This window comes from Burkholderia sp. AU18528 (assembly GCF_002223215.2).
In the GTDB taxonomy this organism is placed as follows: Bacteria; Pseudomonadota; Gammaproteobacteria; order Burkholderiales; family Burkholderiaceae; genus Burkholderia; species Burkholderia semiarida.
Map to the genome: position 1 here is coordinate 234,227 of NZ_NKFC02000007.1, position 16,402 is coordinate 250,628.

13 protein-coding genes are annotated in these 16,402 nt (G+C 67.3%); 4 read left to right on the forward strand and 9 right to left on the reverse strand.

Features of this window, described 5'->3' with window-relative positions; all coding sequences use genetic code 11:
• Position 1: 1 nt before the first annotated feature.
• From acnD to prpB, 3 genes are all read right to left on the reverse strand, one after another.
• Positions 2 to 2,596: a Fe/S-dependent 2-methylisocitrate dehydratase AcnD gene (acnD, locus tag CFB52_RS27790; protein WP_060317885.1), complete on the reverse strand. Its 2,595-nt coding sequence runs from the start codon at positions 2,594 to 2,596 to the stop codon at positions 2 to 4.
• Between the two features lie 82 nt (positions 2,597 to 2,678).
• Positions 2,679 to 3,851: a 2-methylcitrate synthase gene (prpC, locus tag CFB52_RS27795; RefSeq protein ID WP_099318044.1), complete on the reverse strand. Its 1,173-nt coding sequence runs from the start codon at positions 3,849 to 3,851 to the stop codon at positions 2,679 to 2,681.
• A gap of 39 nt (positions 3,852 to 3,890) precedes the next feature.
• Positions 3,891 to 4,784 carry a methylisocitrate lyase gene (gene prpB, locus CFB52_RS27800; protein WP_059581788.1) on the reverse strand — a complete coding sequence of 298 codons (894 nt, stop codon included), beginning with the start codon at positions 4,782 to 4,784 and terminating at the stop codon, positions 3,891 to 3,893.
• Positions 4,785 to 4,954: 170 nt separating this feature from the next.
• Between prpB and prpR the strand changes: the two genes are divergently transcribed.
• Positions 4,955 to 6,937: a propionate catabolism operon regulatory protein PrpR gene (gene prpR / locus CFB52_RS27805; RefSeq protein WP_059644326.1), complete on the forward strand. Its 1,983-nt coding sequence runs from the start codon at positions 4,955 to 4,957 to the stop codon at positions 6,935 to 6,937.
• Between the two features lie 24 nt (positions 6,938 to 6,961).
• Here the strand turns inward: prpR and CFB52_RS27810 are convergent, their stop codons facing one another.
• The gene (locus tag CFB52_RS27810; protein WP_226093802.1) at positions 6,962 to 7,591 is read right to left on the reverse strand and encodes an ABATE domain-containing protein; all 630 of its coding nucleotides are present in this window, start codon (positions 7,589 to 7,591) and stop codon (positions 6,962 to 6,964) included.
• A gap of 275 nt (positions 7,592 to 7,866) precedes the next feature.
• Here CFB52_RS27810 and CFB52_RS27815 point away from each other — a divergent pair, with 275 nt between their 5' ends.
• A complete protein-coding gene (locus CFB52_RS27815; RefSeq protein ID WP_059581780.1) occupies positions 7,867 to 8,250 on the forward strand; it encodes a VOC family protein in 384 nt (127 codons plus the stop codon).
• 224 nt (positions 8,251 to 8,474) lie between these two features.
• On the opposite strand, the gene CFB52_RS27820 is transcribed toward CFB52_RS27815, so the two are convergent.
• On the reverse strand, positions 8,475 to 9,323 hold the full coding sequence (locus tag CFB52_RS27820) for an ureidoglycolate lyase (RefSeq protein WP_059644333.1): 849 nt from the start codon (positions 9,321 to 9,323) through the stop codon (positions 8,475 to 8,477).
• A gap of 643 nt (positions 9,324 to 9,966) precedes the next feature.
• Here CFB52_RS27820 and CFB52_RS27830 point away from each other — a divergent pair.
• Together CFB52_RS27830 and CFB52_RS27835 are read left to right on the forward strand one after the other, a co-directional pair.
• A complete protein-coding gene (locus CFB52_RS27830; RefSeq protein WP_060968222.1) occupies positions 9,967 to 10,788 on the forward strand; it encodes an IclR family transcriptional regulator in 822 nt (273 codons plus the stop codon).
• Positions 10,789 to 10,964: 176 nt separating this feature from the next.
• Complete coding sequence (locus CFB52_RS27835) at positions 10,965 to 11,516, forward strand: hypothetical protein (protein WP_059581772.1); 552 nt, start codon at positions 10,965 to 10,967, stop codon at positions 11,514 to 11,516.
• Between the two features lie 663 nt (positions 11,517 to 12,179).
• Here CFB52_RS27835 and CFB52_RS27840 read toward each other — a convergent pair.
• The 4 genes from CFB52_RS27840 to CFB52_RS27855 form a co-directional block, all read right to left on the reverse strand.
• Positions 12,180 to 14,537, reverse strand: coding sequence for a GNAT family N-acetyltransferase (locus CFB52_RS27840; RefSeq protein ID WP_099318045.1), 2,358 nt, complete (start codon positions 14,535 to 14,537; stop codon positions 12,180 to 12,182).
• Between the two features lie 581 nt (positions 14,538 to 15,118).
• Positions 15,119 to 15,421: an H-NS family nucleoid-associated regulatory protein gene (locus tag CFB52_RS27845; protein ID WP_099318046.1), complete on the reverse strand. Its 303-nt coding sequence runs from the start codon at positions 15,419 to 15,421 to the stop codon at positions 15,119 to 15,121.
• Positions 15,422 to 15,523: 102 nt separating this feature from the next.
• On the reverse strand, positions 15,524 to 15,796 hold the full coding sequence (locus CFB52_RS27850; protein WP_059608900.1) for a hypothetical protein: 273 nt from the start codon (positions 15,794 to 15,796) through the stop codon (positions 15,524 to 15,526).
• A gap of 61 nt (positions 15,797 to 15,857) precedes the next feature.
• On the reverse strand, positions 15,858 to 16,394 hold the full coding sequence (locus CFB52_RS27855; RefSeq protein ID WP_099318047.1) for a BON domain-containing protein: 537 nt from the start codon (positions 16,392 to 16,394) through the stop codon (positions 15,858 to 15,860).
• Positions 16,395 to 16,402 lie beyond the last annotated feature (8 nt).

The window sequence follows — 16,402 nt, forward strand, 5'->3', positions numbered from 1 at the left end:
GTCAGGCTGCCTGCGACGATTCGAGGAAGTCCTGCGCGAAACGCTGCAGCACGCCGCCCGCTTCGTAGATCGACACCTCCTCGGCCGTATCGAGCCGGCACGTCATCGGCACCTCGACACGTTCGCCGTTCCTGCGGTGAATCACGAGCGTCAGGTCGGCGCGCGGCGTGCGCTCGCCGATCACGTCGAAGGTCTCGGTGCCGTCGATGCCGAGCGTCGTCCGGTTGGTGCCCGGCTTGAACTCGAGCGGCAGCACGCCCATCCCGATCAGGTTCGTGCGGTGGATCCGCTCGAAGCCTTCGGCGGCGATCGCCTCGACGCCCGCGAGCCGCACGCCCTTCGCGGCCCAGTCGCGCGACGAGCCCTGGCCGTAGTCGGCGCCGGCGATCACGATCAGCGGCTGCTTGCGATTCATGTACGTCTCGATCGCTTCCCACATCCGCATGACCTTGCCGTCCGGCTCGACGCGCGCGAGCGAGCCCTTCTTCACCACGCCGTCGACGACGGCCATCTCGTTGACGAGCGTCGGGTTCGCGAAGGTCGCGCGCTGCGCGGTCAGGTGGTCGCCGCGGTGCGTCGCGTACGAGTTGAAGTCTTCTTCCGGCAAGCCCATCTTCGCGAGATATTCGCCGGCCGCGCTGTCCGGCAGGATCGCGTTCGACGGCGACAGGTGGTCGGTCGTGATGTTGTCGCCGAGCACCGCGAGCGCCCGCATGCCTTTCAGCGTGCGCTCGCCGGCAAGCGCGCCTTCCCAGTACGGCGGGCGGCGGATGTACGTGCTCTGCGCGCGCCAGTCGTACAGCGGCGCCGCGCGCTCGCCGGCGTCGGCGCTGCGCGCGAACATCGGCTCGTAGACCTTGCGGAACTGCTCGGGCTTCACGCTCGACGCGACGATCGCATCGATCTCCTCGTCGGTGGGCCAGATGTCCTTCAGCGTGACGGGGTGGCCGTCCCGGTCGTGGCCGAGCACGTCCTTCTCGATGTCGAAGCGGATCGTGCCGGCGATCGCGTACGCGACGACGAGCGGCGGCGACGCGAGGAACGCCTGCTTCGCATACGGGTGGATACGGCCGTCGAAGTTGCGGTTGCCGGACAGCACGGCGGTCGCGTAAAGATCGCGATCGACGATCTCCTGCTGGATCTTCGGATCGAGCGCGCCCGACATCCCGTTGCAGGTCGTGCACGCGAACGCGACGATGCCGAAGCCGAGCTTTTCGAGTTCCGGCAGCAGGTTCGCTTCCCGCAGATACAGCTCGACCGCCTTCGACCCGGGCGCGAGTGAGCTCTTGACCCACGGCTTGCGCGTGAGGCCCTTCGCGTTCGCATTGCGCGCGAGCAAGGCCGCCGCGATCACGTTGCGCGGGTTGCTGGTGTTCGTGCAGCTCGTGATCGCGGCGATGATCACCGCGCCGTCGGGCATCTCGCCCGGCTTCTCTTCCCACTGGCCGGCAATGCCGCGCGCGGCGAGATCGGAGGTCGGCAGCCGCTTGTGCGGGTTCGACGGGCCGGCCATGTTGCGCACGACGCTCGACAGGTCGAACGTCAGTGTGCGCTCGTATTGCGCGTTCGCGAGCGTATCGGCCCACAGGCCCGCCGTCTTCGCATACGTCTCGACCAGCTTCACCTGCTCGTCGCTGCGACCGGTGAGGCGCAGGTAGTCGATCGTCTGGCCGTCGATGAAGAACATCGCGGCCGTCGCGCCGTATTCGGGCGCCATGTTGGAGATCGTCGCGCGATCGCCGAGCGTGAGGCTCGCGGCGCCTTCGCCGCGGAATTCCAGATACGCGCCGACCACCTTCTCCTTGCGCAGGAACTCGGTCAGCGCGAGCACGACGTCGGTCGCGGTGATGCCGGGCTGGCGCTTGCCGGTCAGCTCGACGCCGACGATGTCGGGCAGCCGCATCCACGACGCGCGGCCGAGCATCACGTTCTCGGCCTCCAGCCCGCCGACGCCGATCGCGATCACGCCGAGCGCATCGACGTGCGGCGTGTGGCTGTCGGTGCCGACGCAGGTGTCCGGGTACGCGACGCCGTCCTGCGCCTGGATCACCGGCGACATCTTCTCGAGGTTGATCTGATGCATGATGCCGTTGCCGGGCGGGATCACGTCGACGTTCTCGAACGCCTTCTTCGTCCACTCGATGAAGTGGAAGCGATCCTCGTTGCGACGATCCTCGATCGCACGGTTCTTCGCGAACGCGTCCGGGTCGAAGCCGCCGCATTCGACGGCGAGCGAGTGGTCGACGATCAGCTGCACGGGCACGACCGGGTTCACCTTCGCCGGATCGCCGCCGCCGTCCGCGATCGCGTCGCGCAGGCCGGCGAGATCGACGAGCGCGGTCTGCCCGAGGATGTCGTGGCACACCACGCGCGCCGGGAACCACGGGAAATCGCGTTCGCGCTTGCGCTCGACGATCTGCTTCAGCGAATCGGCGAGGATCGCCGGATCGCAGCGGCGCACGAGGTTTTCGGCGAGCACGCGCGACGTGTACGGCAGCGTGTCGTAGGCGCCGGGCGCGATCGCATCGACCGCGGCACGCGCGTCGAAATAGTCCAGCGACGTGCCGGGCAGGGGTTTGCGGTTGGCGGTATTCATGATGTGGGGCGGAATTCGGGGAATGACGCGCCGCACGCGCGGGCCGCCCGCATCACGGGCGCCGGCGCGCGCGGCGGGCGTTTCAGCGCTTCTCGATCGGCACGAACTGCAGGTCTTCCGGGCCCGTGTAGTTCGCGCTCGGGCGGATGATCTTGTTGTCGATGCGCTGCTCGATGATGTGCGCGCTCCAGCCCGACGTGCGCGAGATCACGAACAGCGGCGTGAACATCGCGGTCGGCACGCCCATCATGTGATACGACACCGCGCTGAACCAGTCGAGGTTCGGGAACATCTTCTTCGCGTCCCACATCACCGATTCGAGGCGCTCGGCGATGTCGTACAGCCTCAGGTCGCCCGCTTCCTTCGACAGCTTGTGCGCGACGCCCTTGATCACCTTGTTGCGCGGATCGGAGATCGTGTAGACGGGGTGGCCGAAGCCGATCACGACTTCCTTGCTCTCGACGCGGCGGCGGATGTCGGCTTCGGCGTCGTCCGGCGAGCTGTAGCGGCTCTGGATCTCGTACGCGACTTCGTTCGCGCCGCCGTGCTTCGGCCCGCGCAGCGCGCCGATCGCGCCGGTGATCGCCGAGTAGATGTCCGAGCCCGTGCCCGCGATCACGCGGCCCGTGAACGTCGACGCGTTGAATTCGTGCTCCGCGTACAGGATCAGCGACGTGTGCATCGCCTCGACCCACGACTTCGACGGCGCCTTGCCGTGCAGCAGGTGCAGGAAGTGGCCGCCGATCGAGTCGTCGTCGGTTTCCGTCTCGATGCGCTTGCCGTTGTGCGAGAAGTGATACCAGTACAGCAGCATCGAGCCGAGCGACGCCATCAGGCGATCGGCGATGTCGCGCGCGCCCGGCAGGTTGTGGTCGTCCTTCTCCGGCAGCACGGTGCCGAGCACCGACACGCCGGTGCGCATCACGTCCATCGGGTGGGCCGACGCCGGGATCTGTTCGAGCGCGGCCTTCAGCGCGCTCGGCAGGCCGCGCAGCGCGCGCAGCTTGGTCTTGTACGCGGCCAGTTCGGTCAGGTTCGGCAGCGTGCCATGCACGAGCAGGTGCGCGATTTCCTCGAATTCGCACGATTCGGCGACGTCGAGAATGTCGTAGCCGCGGTAGTGCAGATCGTTGCCGGTCTTGCCGACCGTGCACAGCGCGGTGTTGCCGGCCGTCACGCCCGACAGCGCCACCGACTTCTTCGGCTTGAATGCGCCTGCGGCGGCCGGTGCTGCTGCGTCTTTCGTCTCGCTCATGTTTTCCTTCTCCAATGGGTATCGGGGGTGCGGGCCGCGTTACTTCCTGCCCTGCGCGAACAGTTCGTCGAGCTTGCGTTCGTATTCGTGATAGCCGAGGAAGTCGTACAGCTCGGCGCGCGTCTGCATCGTCGGCACGACCGCCTTCTGCGTGCCGTCGCGGCGCAGCGTTTCGTAGAAGTTCAGCGCGGCCTTGTTCATCGCGCGATACGCGCCGCAGCAGTACAGCGCGATGTCGACGTTCGCCTCGCGCAGCTCGTCCAGCGTGAACAGCGGCGTCGAGCCGAATTCGGTCAGGTTCGCGAGGATCGGCACCTTCACCGCGGCCTTGAAACGGCGGTAGTCGTCGAGCGTCTTCATCGCTTCCGGGAAGATCATGTCCGCGCCGGCCTCGACGTACGCGACCGCGCGCTCGATCGCCGAGTCGATCCCTTCCGCGGCGGCCGCGTCGGTGCGCGCCATGATCACGAACTGGTCGTCGGTACGCGCATCGACCGCGGCCTTCACGCGATCGACCATCTCCTCGGTCGGCACGACTTCCTTGCCCGGGCGATGGCCGCAACGCTTCTGGCCGACCTGGTCCTCGAGGTGCACGGCCGCGACGCCGGCGTTGATGAACGAGCGGACCGTGCGCGCGATGTTGAATGCGCCGCCCCAGCCCGTGTCGATGTCGACCAGCAGCGGCAGGTCGGTCGCGTTGGTGATCCGGGTCGCGTCGATCAGCACGTCTTCCATCGTGCTGATGCCGAGGTCGGGGATGCCGAGCGAGTTCGCGGCGACGCCGCCGCCCGACAGGTACACGGCCTTGAAGCCGACGGCCTGCGCCATCTTGGCCGCGTACGCGGTGATCGCGCCGACCACCTGCAGCGGCTGCTCGGCCGCGACTGCCGCGCGGAACTTCGCGCCGGCGCTCTGAAGATGCGTATTGCTCATGAACGGCCTCCTGATGGAATGCCTGATAACAGCAAGGACCGGGCCAGCTTGCGGAATGTCGCTAACCCACTGATTCTTAAGCAACGGCCGTGGGCGTTGCATCGGCCGTCGATTTCAATTCGGCAATTTGGTGTTTCAAAAATGAAATGGCACGCGCATAATCGACCGTCATGGACCTCTCTTCGACCAAGCCCGTCGGCCCGGCCGACCGCACGGTGCGCCCGCGCATCTGGGCGATGGGCATCAGCCGGCTGCGCGAGCTGTTTCGCGAGATCGCCGGCGAATTCGACGAACGCGCCGACGTGCGCATCGTCACGCGTGCCTATGAAGATGCGCTGAGCGCCATCGCGGAAGCCGGCACCGCGCGGCCCGACGTGATCGTCGCGGCCGGCTCGAACGGCGGCTTCCTGAAAACGCGCGCGCAGGTGCCGGTGGTGGTCGTGTCGCCGACCGGCTTCGACGTGATGCAGGCGCTCGCCCGCGCGCGGCGCGACGCCGCGCGGATCGCGCTCGTCAGCGCCGGCGAAACGCCACCCGAAGTGCGCCGCTTCGTCGCCGCATACGGCCTCGACGTGCAGTTTGCGTCATATCAGTCCGCGCAGGAAGCGGAAGCCTGCGTGCACGACCTGCGCGACCGCGGCATCGAGACGATCGTCGGCCCCGGCCTCGTCACCGATCTCGCGGCCAGCGCCGGCATGGGCGCGGTGTTCCTGTATTCGCATGCGTCGGTGCGCAAGGCCGTCGAAACAGCGCTCGAAGTCGCGTATGCGACGCACGCCGAGGCTTTTCGCCGCCAGCGGCTCGACACGCTGCTGCAGCACTTGCGCGACGGCGTGGTCGCGCTCGATGCGCACGGCCGCGTCGAGGCGATCAACGAGCGGCTCGCGTCGGCGCTCGGAGTCGAACCCGCGGCGGCCGTCGGCCGCGCGCTCGTCGACCTGCGGCCCGAGCTGCGCACGCTCCGTGGCGAGGACGGTGACGCGCTCGCGACCGTGCGCGGCGTGCGCTACGTCGTGCATCGCGGGCCGCTCGTCGATCGCGGCGTCACGTCGGGCAGCGTGCTGACGTTCCAGGAATCGCGCGCGGTCGAACGGCTCGATCGCGCGTTGCGCTCGCAACCGACCACGCAGCAGTTCGCCGCGCGCTATGCGCTCGACGACGTGGTCGGCGCCTCGGCGCCGATGACGCGCGTGCGCGACCTCGTGCGCCGCTACGCGAAATCCGACGCGACCGTGCTCGTGCTCGGCGAAAGCGGCACCGGCAAGGAAATGATCGCGCAGAGCCTGCATGCGCTGTCCGCGCGGCGTAGCTACCCGTTCGTCGCGGTCAACTGCGGCGCGTTTCCGGAAGCGCTGCTCGAAAGCGAGCTGTTCGGCTATGAGGAGGGCGCGTTCACCGGCGCGCGGCGCGGCGGCAAGACCGGCCTGTTCGAGGCCGCGCACCGCGGCACGCTGTTTCTCGATGAGATCGGCGAGATGCCGCCGTCGTTGCAGAGCCGGCTGCTGCGCGTGCTGCAGGAGCGCGAGGTGATCCGCCTCGGCTCGACCGAGCCGATCCGCATCGACGTGCGCGTGATCGCCGCGACGCACCGGCCGCTGCTCGCGGCGGTCGAGGCCGGCACGTTCCGCGCGGATCTCTATTACCGGCTCAACATCCTGAACATCGGCCTGCCGCCGCTGCGCGAGCGCGCGGCCGACATTCCCGCGCTCGCGGCGACGCTGCTCGTGCAGGCCGCGCGGCGCGAGCCGCGTCTTGCCGAACGCGTGCGCGACACCGACGACGCACTGCGCGTGCTCGACGCGACGCAGGCGACGCTCGCGCGCTACCGCTGGCCGGGCAACGTGCGCGAACTGCAGAACGTGGTCGAGCGGATCGCGGTCGAGCTGGCCGAGGAAGTCGACGAAAGCGATCCGGCTGCCCCGTGCGCGGCGCTCGCACCCGGCGCGCTGCAAGTGATCGCGCCCGAGCTGTTCGCCGCGCGGCCCGATGCGGCCGACGCCGACGACGCGCAAACCCTGCAGGCGCGCCGTCGTCGAGCGGAAGCCGACGAGATCCGCGCGGTGCTCGACGCGTGCGGCGGCGACCGCGACCGCGCCTGCGCGATGCTCGGCATCAGCAAGACGACGCTGTGGCGCAAGTTGTCGGCGAAATAGGTTCGGGCGGCGCCAGCCGCGCCGTCATTCGGCCTTGTGGTAGTGGCGATACGCCTTCGCGCGATTGCCGCACGACGACATCGAGCACCAGCGGCGGCTGCCGTTCTTGCTGTCGTCGATGAACAGCCACTGGCATGCATCGTTCGCGCAGCGCTTGACCTTCGCGAGCCGCGCGCCGCCGAGCAGGTCGATCGCCGACCACAGCACCGGGCTCAACAACCCCGCGAGCGTCGCGCTCGACGCGTCGACCCGCCACGCATAGCGGCCATCGACGCGCGCCAGCGCAACGCGCGGCGACGCTTGCGCCAGAAAGCCGCCGAGCAGCGCGAGATCGTCGGGCTGCGGCTCGCGTTGCTCCGCCTGTGCAAGAAACAGCCGGTACAGCGCCTCGCGCAATGCGAGCGCCCGCGCAAGCATCGGCGGCGCGTCGCTCTTGTCTTTCTCCTTGTCGGGCACGCGGCATGCGTCGGTCAGGCAGGCCGGCACGCCGGCCCGCTCGCGGCACCACACCAGGAGGTCGTCCATCGTGGCGAAGGTTTCCGTCGGCGGATCGCTGCCGCGCCAGTACAGCGTGTTCGCGAAATCGACGCTCAGCGTATCGGGCGGCGCCGGGACCAGGCAGTCGGTCGCGACAGAAGGTTGCATTTTGTTCATGACGCGATCGTATCTAACCACCATGCCGGTTGACAAGCGCTCGAGCGATTTCTAACATAACCAGCATGGTGGTTAAAAACAGGTTGATTGCACTGACGCCCCTTCAATCCAAGGAGACACAGATGATCGATTGCCTTTCGTTCGACGTTATCCACACCGCGGCCGGCCGCGCGTACGACGACAGCACGCTCGGCGCGCTTCGCTACAAGCGGCTGGCATGGTGCCTTTGAGCAGGTCTGCCGCACTGACGTCCCCTTCCGTTCAAGGAGCCACAGATGATCGATCACCTTTCATTCGGCGTTGCCCACGTCGACCGCAGCCGCACCTTCTACGACAACGCGCTCGGCGCACTCGGCTACAAGCGTCTGTATAGCGACGACAGCGCCATCGGGTACGGCGCGACCGAGCCCGAGCTGTGGTTGCAGCACGCGGCTCGCCCTGTCGCCGCCGATCCCGAGTCGGGGATGCACCTGTCGTTCAAGGCCGCGTCGCCGGCCGAGGTCGATGCGTTCTACCGCGCCGCGCTCGAGCACGGTGGCAAGGACAACGGCGGGCCCGGCAAGCGCGAGCACTACGGCCCCGGCTATTACGCGGCGTTCGTCGTCGATCCCGACGGATATCGGCTCGAAGCGCATTGCGAGCTGGACAACGTCGTTTGATCCGCTTCGTGCGGACGCCGACGAGCGACAACGGCCCGATTCCGCATCGCGCGGAATCGGGCCGTTGGTTTAGGGCCTGTTCACGCTAATAACGGGCGTGCGCTGGCTGCATCGTCGTTCGGTTCGCGGCCGCCACCGACGGCGGCCGGGCCGACATGTCGAAGCGCGTGACCGGCACGCGCGGACGGGTTGCGCCCTCCGGCCAGCGCCCGCCGCGCACGCGCTTATTGCGCGTTGCGTGTGCGCTGCAACTGTTCGCCGAGCCCTTCGATCCCGAGGCGCACCGTCTGGCCGGCCTTCAGGAACACCGGCGACGGCTTGACGCCCATGCCGACGCCCGGCGGCGTACCGGTCGTGATCACGTCGCCCGGCTGCAGCGTCATGCACGCCGACAGATAGGCGACCAGTTGCGCGACGGTGAATACCATCGTGCGCGTGTTGCCGTTCTGATAACGATGGCCGTCGACGTCGAGCCACAGGTCGAGACGCTGCGGATCGGGCACTTCGTCGCGCGTGACGAGCCACGGGCCGATCGGGCCGAAGGTGTCGAAACCCTTGCCCTTGTCCCACTGGCCGCCGCGTTCGATCTGCCATTCGCGCTCGGACACGTCGTTGACGACGCAGTAGCCCGCGACGTAATCGAGCGCGCGCGCTTCGTCGACGTCCTTGCATGTCGCGCCGATCACGACGCCGAGTTCGACTTCCCAGTCGGTCTTCACCGAGCCCTTCGGGATATCGATGCCGTCGTTCGGGCCGCAGATCGAACTCGTCCATTTGCCGAACACGACCGGCTCCTTCGGCACCGGCATCCCGGCTTCGGCCGCGTGATCGGCATAGTTCAGGCCGATGCCGATGAACTTGCCGACGCGCCCGACGCACGCGCCGATGCGCGGCTCGCCCGACACGAGCGGCAGCGTGGCCGGATCGATCGCGCGTAGCCGCGCGAGGCCGGTGTCGGACAGCACGTCGCCGGCAAGATCCGGTACATGTGCGGACAGGTCGCGAATCCGGCCGGCCGCGTCGAGGATGCCGGGCTTTTCCTGGCCGGACGGGCCATAGCGAAGCAGTTTCATCGTGCTTAACCTCTGTTGTCGAATGGGACAGCATACCGGCCGGCGCGGCCTTCCGCAGCCGCGCACCGGACGGATGGTCGATCGTCGATTGCGCGCGTCGGCGCCGCATGCGGCATGCCGTCGACGCGCGGGGGTCGCGCGGGCGCAGCGATCGGGGCGCCATACGGAAGGACGGCGCGCATCGAACGGGCAGCCGCCGGTCCGTGCATCGGCGACGACGGCCCGGCACGCGCGACGCGTGCCGCCCCATGCGGCCGCGCCGTCGCCGGCCTGCAACCCTTTGTACCATCGGCCGCGCGCCGTGAAATGACGCGCGACGGATACCGACTATTGGTGCACCCGCAGACGCTGCGACGCAGCACGCGCTGCACCGGCGTCGGTGGCTCGGCCGCCATTCGCAATGGCGCCGGCCATCGGTGCGTGAATACTGGCTATTCGGGGTGCCCTGTCATCGGAAACGTTTGCCCATCCGTTCTTTTCCGGTAATGATCAGTAAAAAGACGCTGCATTGCACACTGTATGTTTATTGCTAAGCTCGTACGGATGGCTTTCATCGCCATCCGCGGGGCCGCCCTCTACACGTGCAGAACCGGCCAGCGTGCGTCGCCAATCGATCGAGTAATCCCCCAACCTCACACCGACAATGCAGACAACCAACGACCCGCTTCCCGGCTGCGACGCACGGGAATCGATGGCCGCTATCGAACGCTATCGCGCCCCCGCGCTCGACAAGGGCCTCGACATTCTCGAACTCCTGTCCGAGCAGAAGGAAGGACTCACCCGCACCGAAATCACGAAGGAGCTCGGCCGTAACGCGAGCGAAATCTACCGGATGCTCGAACGCCTCGTCGCGCGCCGCTACGTGATGCGTTCGACCGGCGGCGATCGCTACACGCTCAGCCTCAAGCTGTTCGCGCTTGCACACCGGCATCCGCCGATGAACCGGCTGATCGCCGAGGCGCTGCCGCCGATGCAGCGCTTCGCCGATGCCGCGGAGCAGTCGTGCCACCTGTCCGTCTACGATCGCGGCAACCTGCTCGTGATCGCCCAGGTGGACGGGCCCGGGCCGTGGGGCGTGTCGGTCCGGCTCGGCTCGCGCGTCGGGCTCGCCGATACGGCGTCGGGGCGCATGATGCTGGCGTTCCAGGGCTCCGAGCAACGCGCGCACATGCTGGCCGAGCACCGCAAGGTCAAGGGCGAGGCGCCGCTGAACGAACAGGAGCTCGCGACTGCGTGCCAGTCGATCCGGCAGTCCGGCTATCTGCGCCAGGACAGCCGCCAGGCGTACGGCGTGACCGACCTGACCGTGCCGATCCTCGGGCCGGCCGGCCATGCAATCGCGGTGCTGACCTGCCCGTACATGCGCCGGATCGATGCGCACATGGCGCCGTCCGTCGACGTGGTCGTCGGCGCACTGCGCGACACGGCCGCCCATCTGTCGATGTGCCGCACCGAGACCTGCTGACACGCGGGATAGCCGGCAACGCGCACCGGGCAACGCGAAGCGGCGCCGGCTCCGGTTGCGCGCGACGCCCGTGCGGCGGCCGGTGCGCGATGTCGCATCGGGCGCCCGCGGCGCTACGCTAGAATAGCGGCCCTCTCAAAAACTACGGCGGCCGGTTGTCGCGGCCGTCGTGTCCGATGGATGTCATGGCCAAACTTCTGAACGATCAAGAATTCCAGCGTTTCTCCGAACTTCAGCAGAAGCAGGCAAGCTTCACGATCACGCCCGAGGAAGCGGACGAGCTGCGCGATATCGTCGCGCGCGCACAGAAGAAGCGCGACGATCGCGCCGCCGCGATGCAGGCGATCGAGAACTACATCGAGCAGTTCGACATCACGCCTGACGAACTCTTCTCGCCGGAGCAGATCGGCGACGCGGCCCGTACTTACGGGCTCATCACGGCGACCAAGAAGGAACGCACGCTACCGCCGTCGATCACCTTCAACGGCAAGCCGTACCAGTGGACCAAGACGCTTCCGGACGACGTGCGCGGCGCACTCTTCGACGCGTTCACGTCCGGCGAATCGGTCAAGCGCTTCATCGCGATGCCGAAAGACACCGCGCGCTGTGCGCTGACGATCGCCCGCCTCGAGCGCGAAACCGGCGCCGTCTATGCCGATCCGCACCTCGAGGAACTCGCGATTTCGCGCGATCAGGTGAACGACGCGGCGTCGAAACTCACCGCGTGAATGTCATCACGGGCACGCTTCCTGCGTGCCTGCACCCGCGCATGACGCCGGCATCGGCCGGCGCCGCGCCTGCGGGAGCCGTGCATTCGCATGCTCCCGAAAAAGCTCACCTCGGCATCCTGCAAGCGCTCACCACCGCCTCCCGGAAAACCTCACCCAAGGCGCGCGGAGACGCTGACTGACGCCTCCCGAACATCCTCACCGATTGCTCCCGCACGTGCTCACCGAGGCGTCCCGGAAAGGCTCACCGGCACCTCCCGCAGGTGCTCACCGGCCGTTCCCGGGAAAGCTCACCGAATGCTCCCGTATCGGCTCACCATGCTGTCCCGGAAAAGCTCCCTCACTGCTCCCGAAAAATCTCACCTGTCTCACCTTCGTGATGGCTATGAATCCGCGAGGCCGGCATATGGCCGCGAATATTTGCGAGCACATCGCTTGAAACGGCGGCGCAAGACGAATATCGCAGCACGCTGGTGCGCATCTCCCGACCTCATCCGTGCCTCGCGATATCGCCGCGATCGACAGGCTCGACACGTTGGCAAGCGCTTCATCCGGGATGATTTTTCGACTTCTTTGCATCCCTGATCGAAATTCCGGCATGGCGAAACATTGCTGCCTCGACGCCATGCGCTCACCCTTCAGCGTCGGGGCGCGGGCTGCCGCCTACGGCTGCAACTTCATCCTGAAACCCACGACACCGGGCTCCTCCGTCGTCGACACCTCGAAACCGCACGATTTCGCGAGCGAAATCATCGCCGAATTCTCGCGCAGCGCCTCGCCGACCATCCAGGCGGTGCCGCGCGAGCGTGCGTAGTCGATGATGCGCGTCATCATCAGCCGGCCGAGCCCCTTGCCCTTCTGGTCGGGCCGCACCGCGATCGCGAACTCCGCCGTCTCGTTGTCGGGATCGGCCACCGCGCGCACCACCGCGAGCGTGTGGTCGCGCCCGGACACATCGGTAAACGACACGATGAAAGCCATCTCGCGGTCGTAGTCGATCTGCGTCATGCGCGCCACCTGCGAATGATCGAAGCTGCGCACCGCGCCGAAGAAACGCATCCGCAGATCTTCCGGCGTCATCGCACCGAGCAGTTCGTTGTGCGCGGCTTCGTCCTCCGGACGGATCGGGCGGATCGTCACCGTCTCGCCGTGCCACTCGAGCGTCTGCTCGAGGTGCCGCGGATACGGCATGATCGCGAGCCGGCTGCGCCCCGAAGCCAGCGTGATGCGCGGCGCGATTGCCCATGCGCGGTCGGACAGCACGCGCAGCGTGACCGACATCGCCACGACTTCACGCACGTCGCAAACGGCCTGCGACAGCGCGGTCAGCGCATCGAGCGTGGGCTCGACGGGCGTGCTGCGCGCATACGGCGAGCGCTCCATCACCGCGCGGGCGAGCACGGTATTCAGCGGCGGCAGGCCGTAGACGACGAACGGCGCCGATACGCCATCGGCCGGCGGCACGGCATAGCGAAACACCGGACCGAAGTTCGAATCGTCGTACATGTCGACCGTGATATCGACGATTTTCTTGCCGGCCGGCTCGTCGGGCTGCTCGCCCTGCAGACCGAAACGGGACAGCCAGCGCAGCGCGGCTTCGCCGGCCAGTTCATGCTGACCGGCTTCGACCATGCGGCGCGCATCGGCCTGGGCCGATGCCACGCACTCGGCCGGCTGCAGCGGCGTGCCTTCCGGCGTCTGCATCAGCAGTTGGCGCCCGAGGTTGTAGTCGACGAGACGCGCATACGCGCGTGCGAGCCGCTGCGGCGTCGTATGCACCGGAATGCCGTTCGCGTGCAGCGCGTCGCGCGTCGCCGCGTCGACCGCGCCGAAGAAACACGCGAGGATGCCGCGATGCGCGTATTGCCGCGAGTCGATCAGCGTGCGCGCGACCCGATCGGCCGGCGCGCTGTGCGAAGTCGAATGAACGACGAACAGCGTGCCCGTCTGCGGAAACGGAGCGAGCGCCTTGATCGCCTCGGCAAAATGCTCGGGGCGCGCATCGTCGCCCAACGTGAGCGGGTTGCCGGGTGCCGCGAGATGCGGCAGCGCGGCCGCGACGGCCGACGTTGCCGCGGGCGACCAGTTTGTCAGTACGTCGCGCACCTCGGCCACCGCATCGACCGCGAGTTTCGCCACGCCCGCGTCGCTCGTCACGAGCGTCGCCGCCCCACGCGCGGTGACACGGCCGACGCCGAGCGTCTCGATTTCGTCGAGCAGATCGTCGAGCGCATCGACACGCACCATGCCCGCGCGCTGGAACGCCGCCGTGTACAGCGCGTCGCCAGGGTCGGCCCGGCCGGTGCGCAACGCGAGCACCGGCTTGTTGCGTGCGGCCGCGCGCGCGGCCGACATGAACTTGCGCGCCGCGCGCACGGTATCGAGTTCGAGCAGGATCGCGCGCGTGCCGGGGTCGCTTGCCAGATAGTCGAGTACGTCGCCCGCATCGACGTCGGATTCGCTGCCGAGCGCGACGACATGCGAAAAGCCGAGGCCGCGCGCATCGGCCCAGCCAAGCACCGCGTTCGTCAACGCATTCGATTGCGACACCCACGCGACACCGCCCGATCGCGCCGTATACGCAGGCGCGCCGAAATGCGCATGCCGCGCGGGCGACAACACGCCCAGGCTGCCGGGCCCGACGATACGGAGCACGAACGGCTTCGCCGCCTTCAGCGTACGATCGACCGCGGCGCGATCGGCATCGGTGCGCGCCTCGCCGACGATCACCGCGACGCGCGTGCCGAGCTCGCCGAGCTTGCGCACGATGCCGGCCCAGGTCGCGGGCGGCGTGCAGATCACGGCAACCGACGGCGGCGCGGGCAACCGGTCGACATCGGAGACGACCGCATGCCCGTCCAGCTCGCGATATTTCGGGTTGACCGGCCACACGGGCCCCTGGAACGCGCCGTCGAGCACGCGTGACCACACCATCGCGCCAATACTGCCCGCGCGCGATGACGCGCCGACGACCGCAACGGACCTGGGCTGGAACAACGCATCGAGATGGCGAACGGTCACATCGGCTCCCTGCGGTGACGAAAGACGACACGATCGGCATGCGGCCGGGCAGGCCATGCACCGATCGACGCGAACTCCAAGCATAGGCGAAGCGCCCGCGACTGCCTATATGCCGAACGGCCGACTATTCGACGAACGTCAATGCCCGCACCATGGGCCTGCACCACATGCGGCCCGGCATCGCAGCGCCGCTCGCATGATGCACGCAACGCGGCACGACGCTGCAGCCGCTTTCTCAAAGGTGAGGATTTACAGGAGCCATGGTGAGTATCTTCGGGAATCGCACGACATACCGCGCCACCACGCGAACGGTGATGAAAATCCGCGTCATGCATGCACCGCGAAAATGGCGAATGCCAATGCGCGTGCGTTGCGCCATTACGCGGGTGTTTATGGAAATTCCCCGCGATATGCAGTCGGATCGCGGCAAATTCGCAAAACGGTATCCGTTAATTGCGCGGCGGCGCACTTCAATCCGTCGGGGAAAATCGCATGACGCGCGCGCAAAATCAAAACGGTGCGAAGGCCGCATGGCCATTCGCACCTTCGGTCGACACGCGAAAGGTGAGGATTTTCGGGAGTCAGTCCTTGATCAGGAAACGTCCGCGATTCTTGCCGAGCCATGCCGGCGCCCGCCCGCGGCCACTCCAGGTTTCGCCCGTCTTCGGGTTCAGGTACTTCGGCGGCAAGGTGCGCTTGGGCTTCGCGGCGGCAGCGGCGGCCGCTCCTGCCGGGCGAAAACCGAGCTCTTCCGGCGTGATGTCGTATTCGTCGATTTTCGCGCGGATCGTCGCAATCGCGTCGGCGATCGCCTTTTCACGTTCCTTGTCGATCTTTTGCTGAAGCCGTTCGAGCTGCGCGGTCAATTGCCTGTAGGTCGCCATATGGATGGGACTCCGTGAGTGTTATTCGTGAAAAACAAGTGACTCAAGCAAACAGAAAAGCGCTTCGCCCGATCGTGGTCTCCTCAGCCGGTCATTTCGGGATCAATAACCGCTTTTCTTCTTGCATGCGAAGAGAAGATTTCGCACGGCGTCATCCGTCGATTGCTGGATCACGTCGAAATCTCCGTTGCACATGGCCCGGGCATTGTCCGTGCAATTGCTCCAGTCGCTGCCGGTGCATTGCACCTGCGTGGTCGGACGCCCGTCCGAAGTGAACAGCGGAGCACCGCCACCGCACCCGCCGAGCCCGGCAACCAGAACCAGCATCACGGCCGCCCGAGGCCACCGACAGACCGACGCAAGCATGTGTTTCATTGTTGTTCCCGTCAACCTTTTTTTGAATGTCGCGAGTATGCCATGGGCAGCCGTTCGGCCGTCAGTCCGGCGTGCGGTCGGGTTGCCCGCGCGCCTTGTACGGCAAGCGCTTGCGCGGATCGTCGGTGATGCGAATGAAAACCTGCTCGACGTCCGGAAGCGCCTCGAATTCGCGTTGCAGCGCCTGGCGATCGAATGCCGTATCCGCGCATCCTTCGACGTAGATGAAACGTCGCTGCACGGTGATCCACAGGCTCGTGCTGCGCAGACGATCGGAGCCGGCAAAGTGCGCCTTCGCCGCATCGGCGATCGACGCGTCATACATGTACGAGTTCGGCTTCGTGCAGCGATGGGCGAGCCAGCAGGTCGTGCCGCGTTCGGCGCGGTAGTGCGCATCGTCCGCCATCTCCGCGCGCGTCATCCACGGGCCGAGCGGCAACGGGCATTCGGCCACGTCCCGCGACAGCGCGACGAACGGATCGTTGTACCAGTTGCGCCGCGTGTCGGGCGCGTCGGGCGTGTCGGTGTTGCCGGCCTGCGCGAGTGCGGCGCCCGCCAGCAACATGGTCAGCCACCCCGCGATGCCGATCTGCTTCATCGTGACTC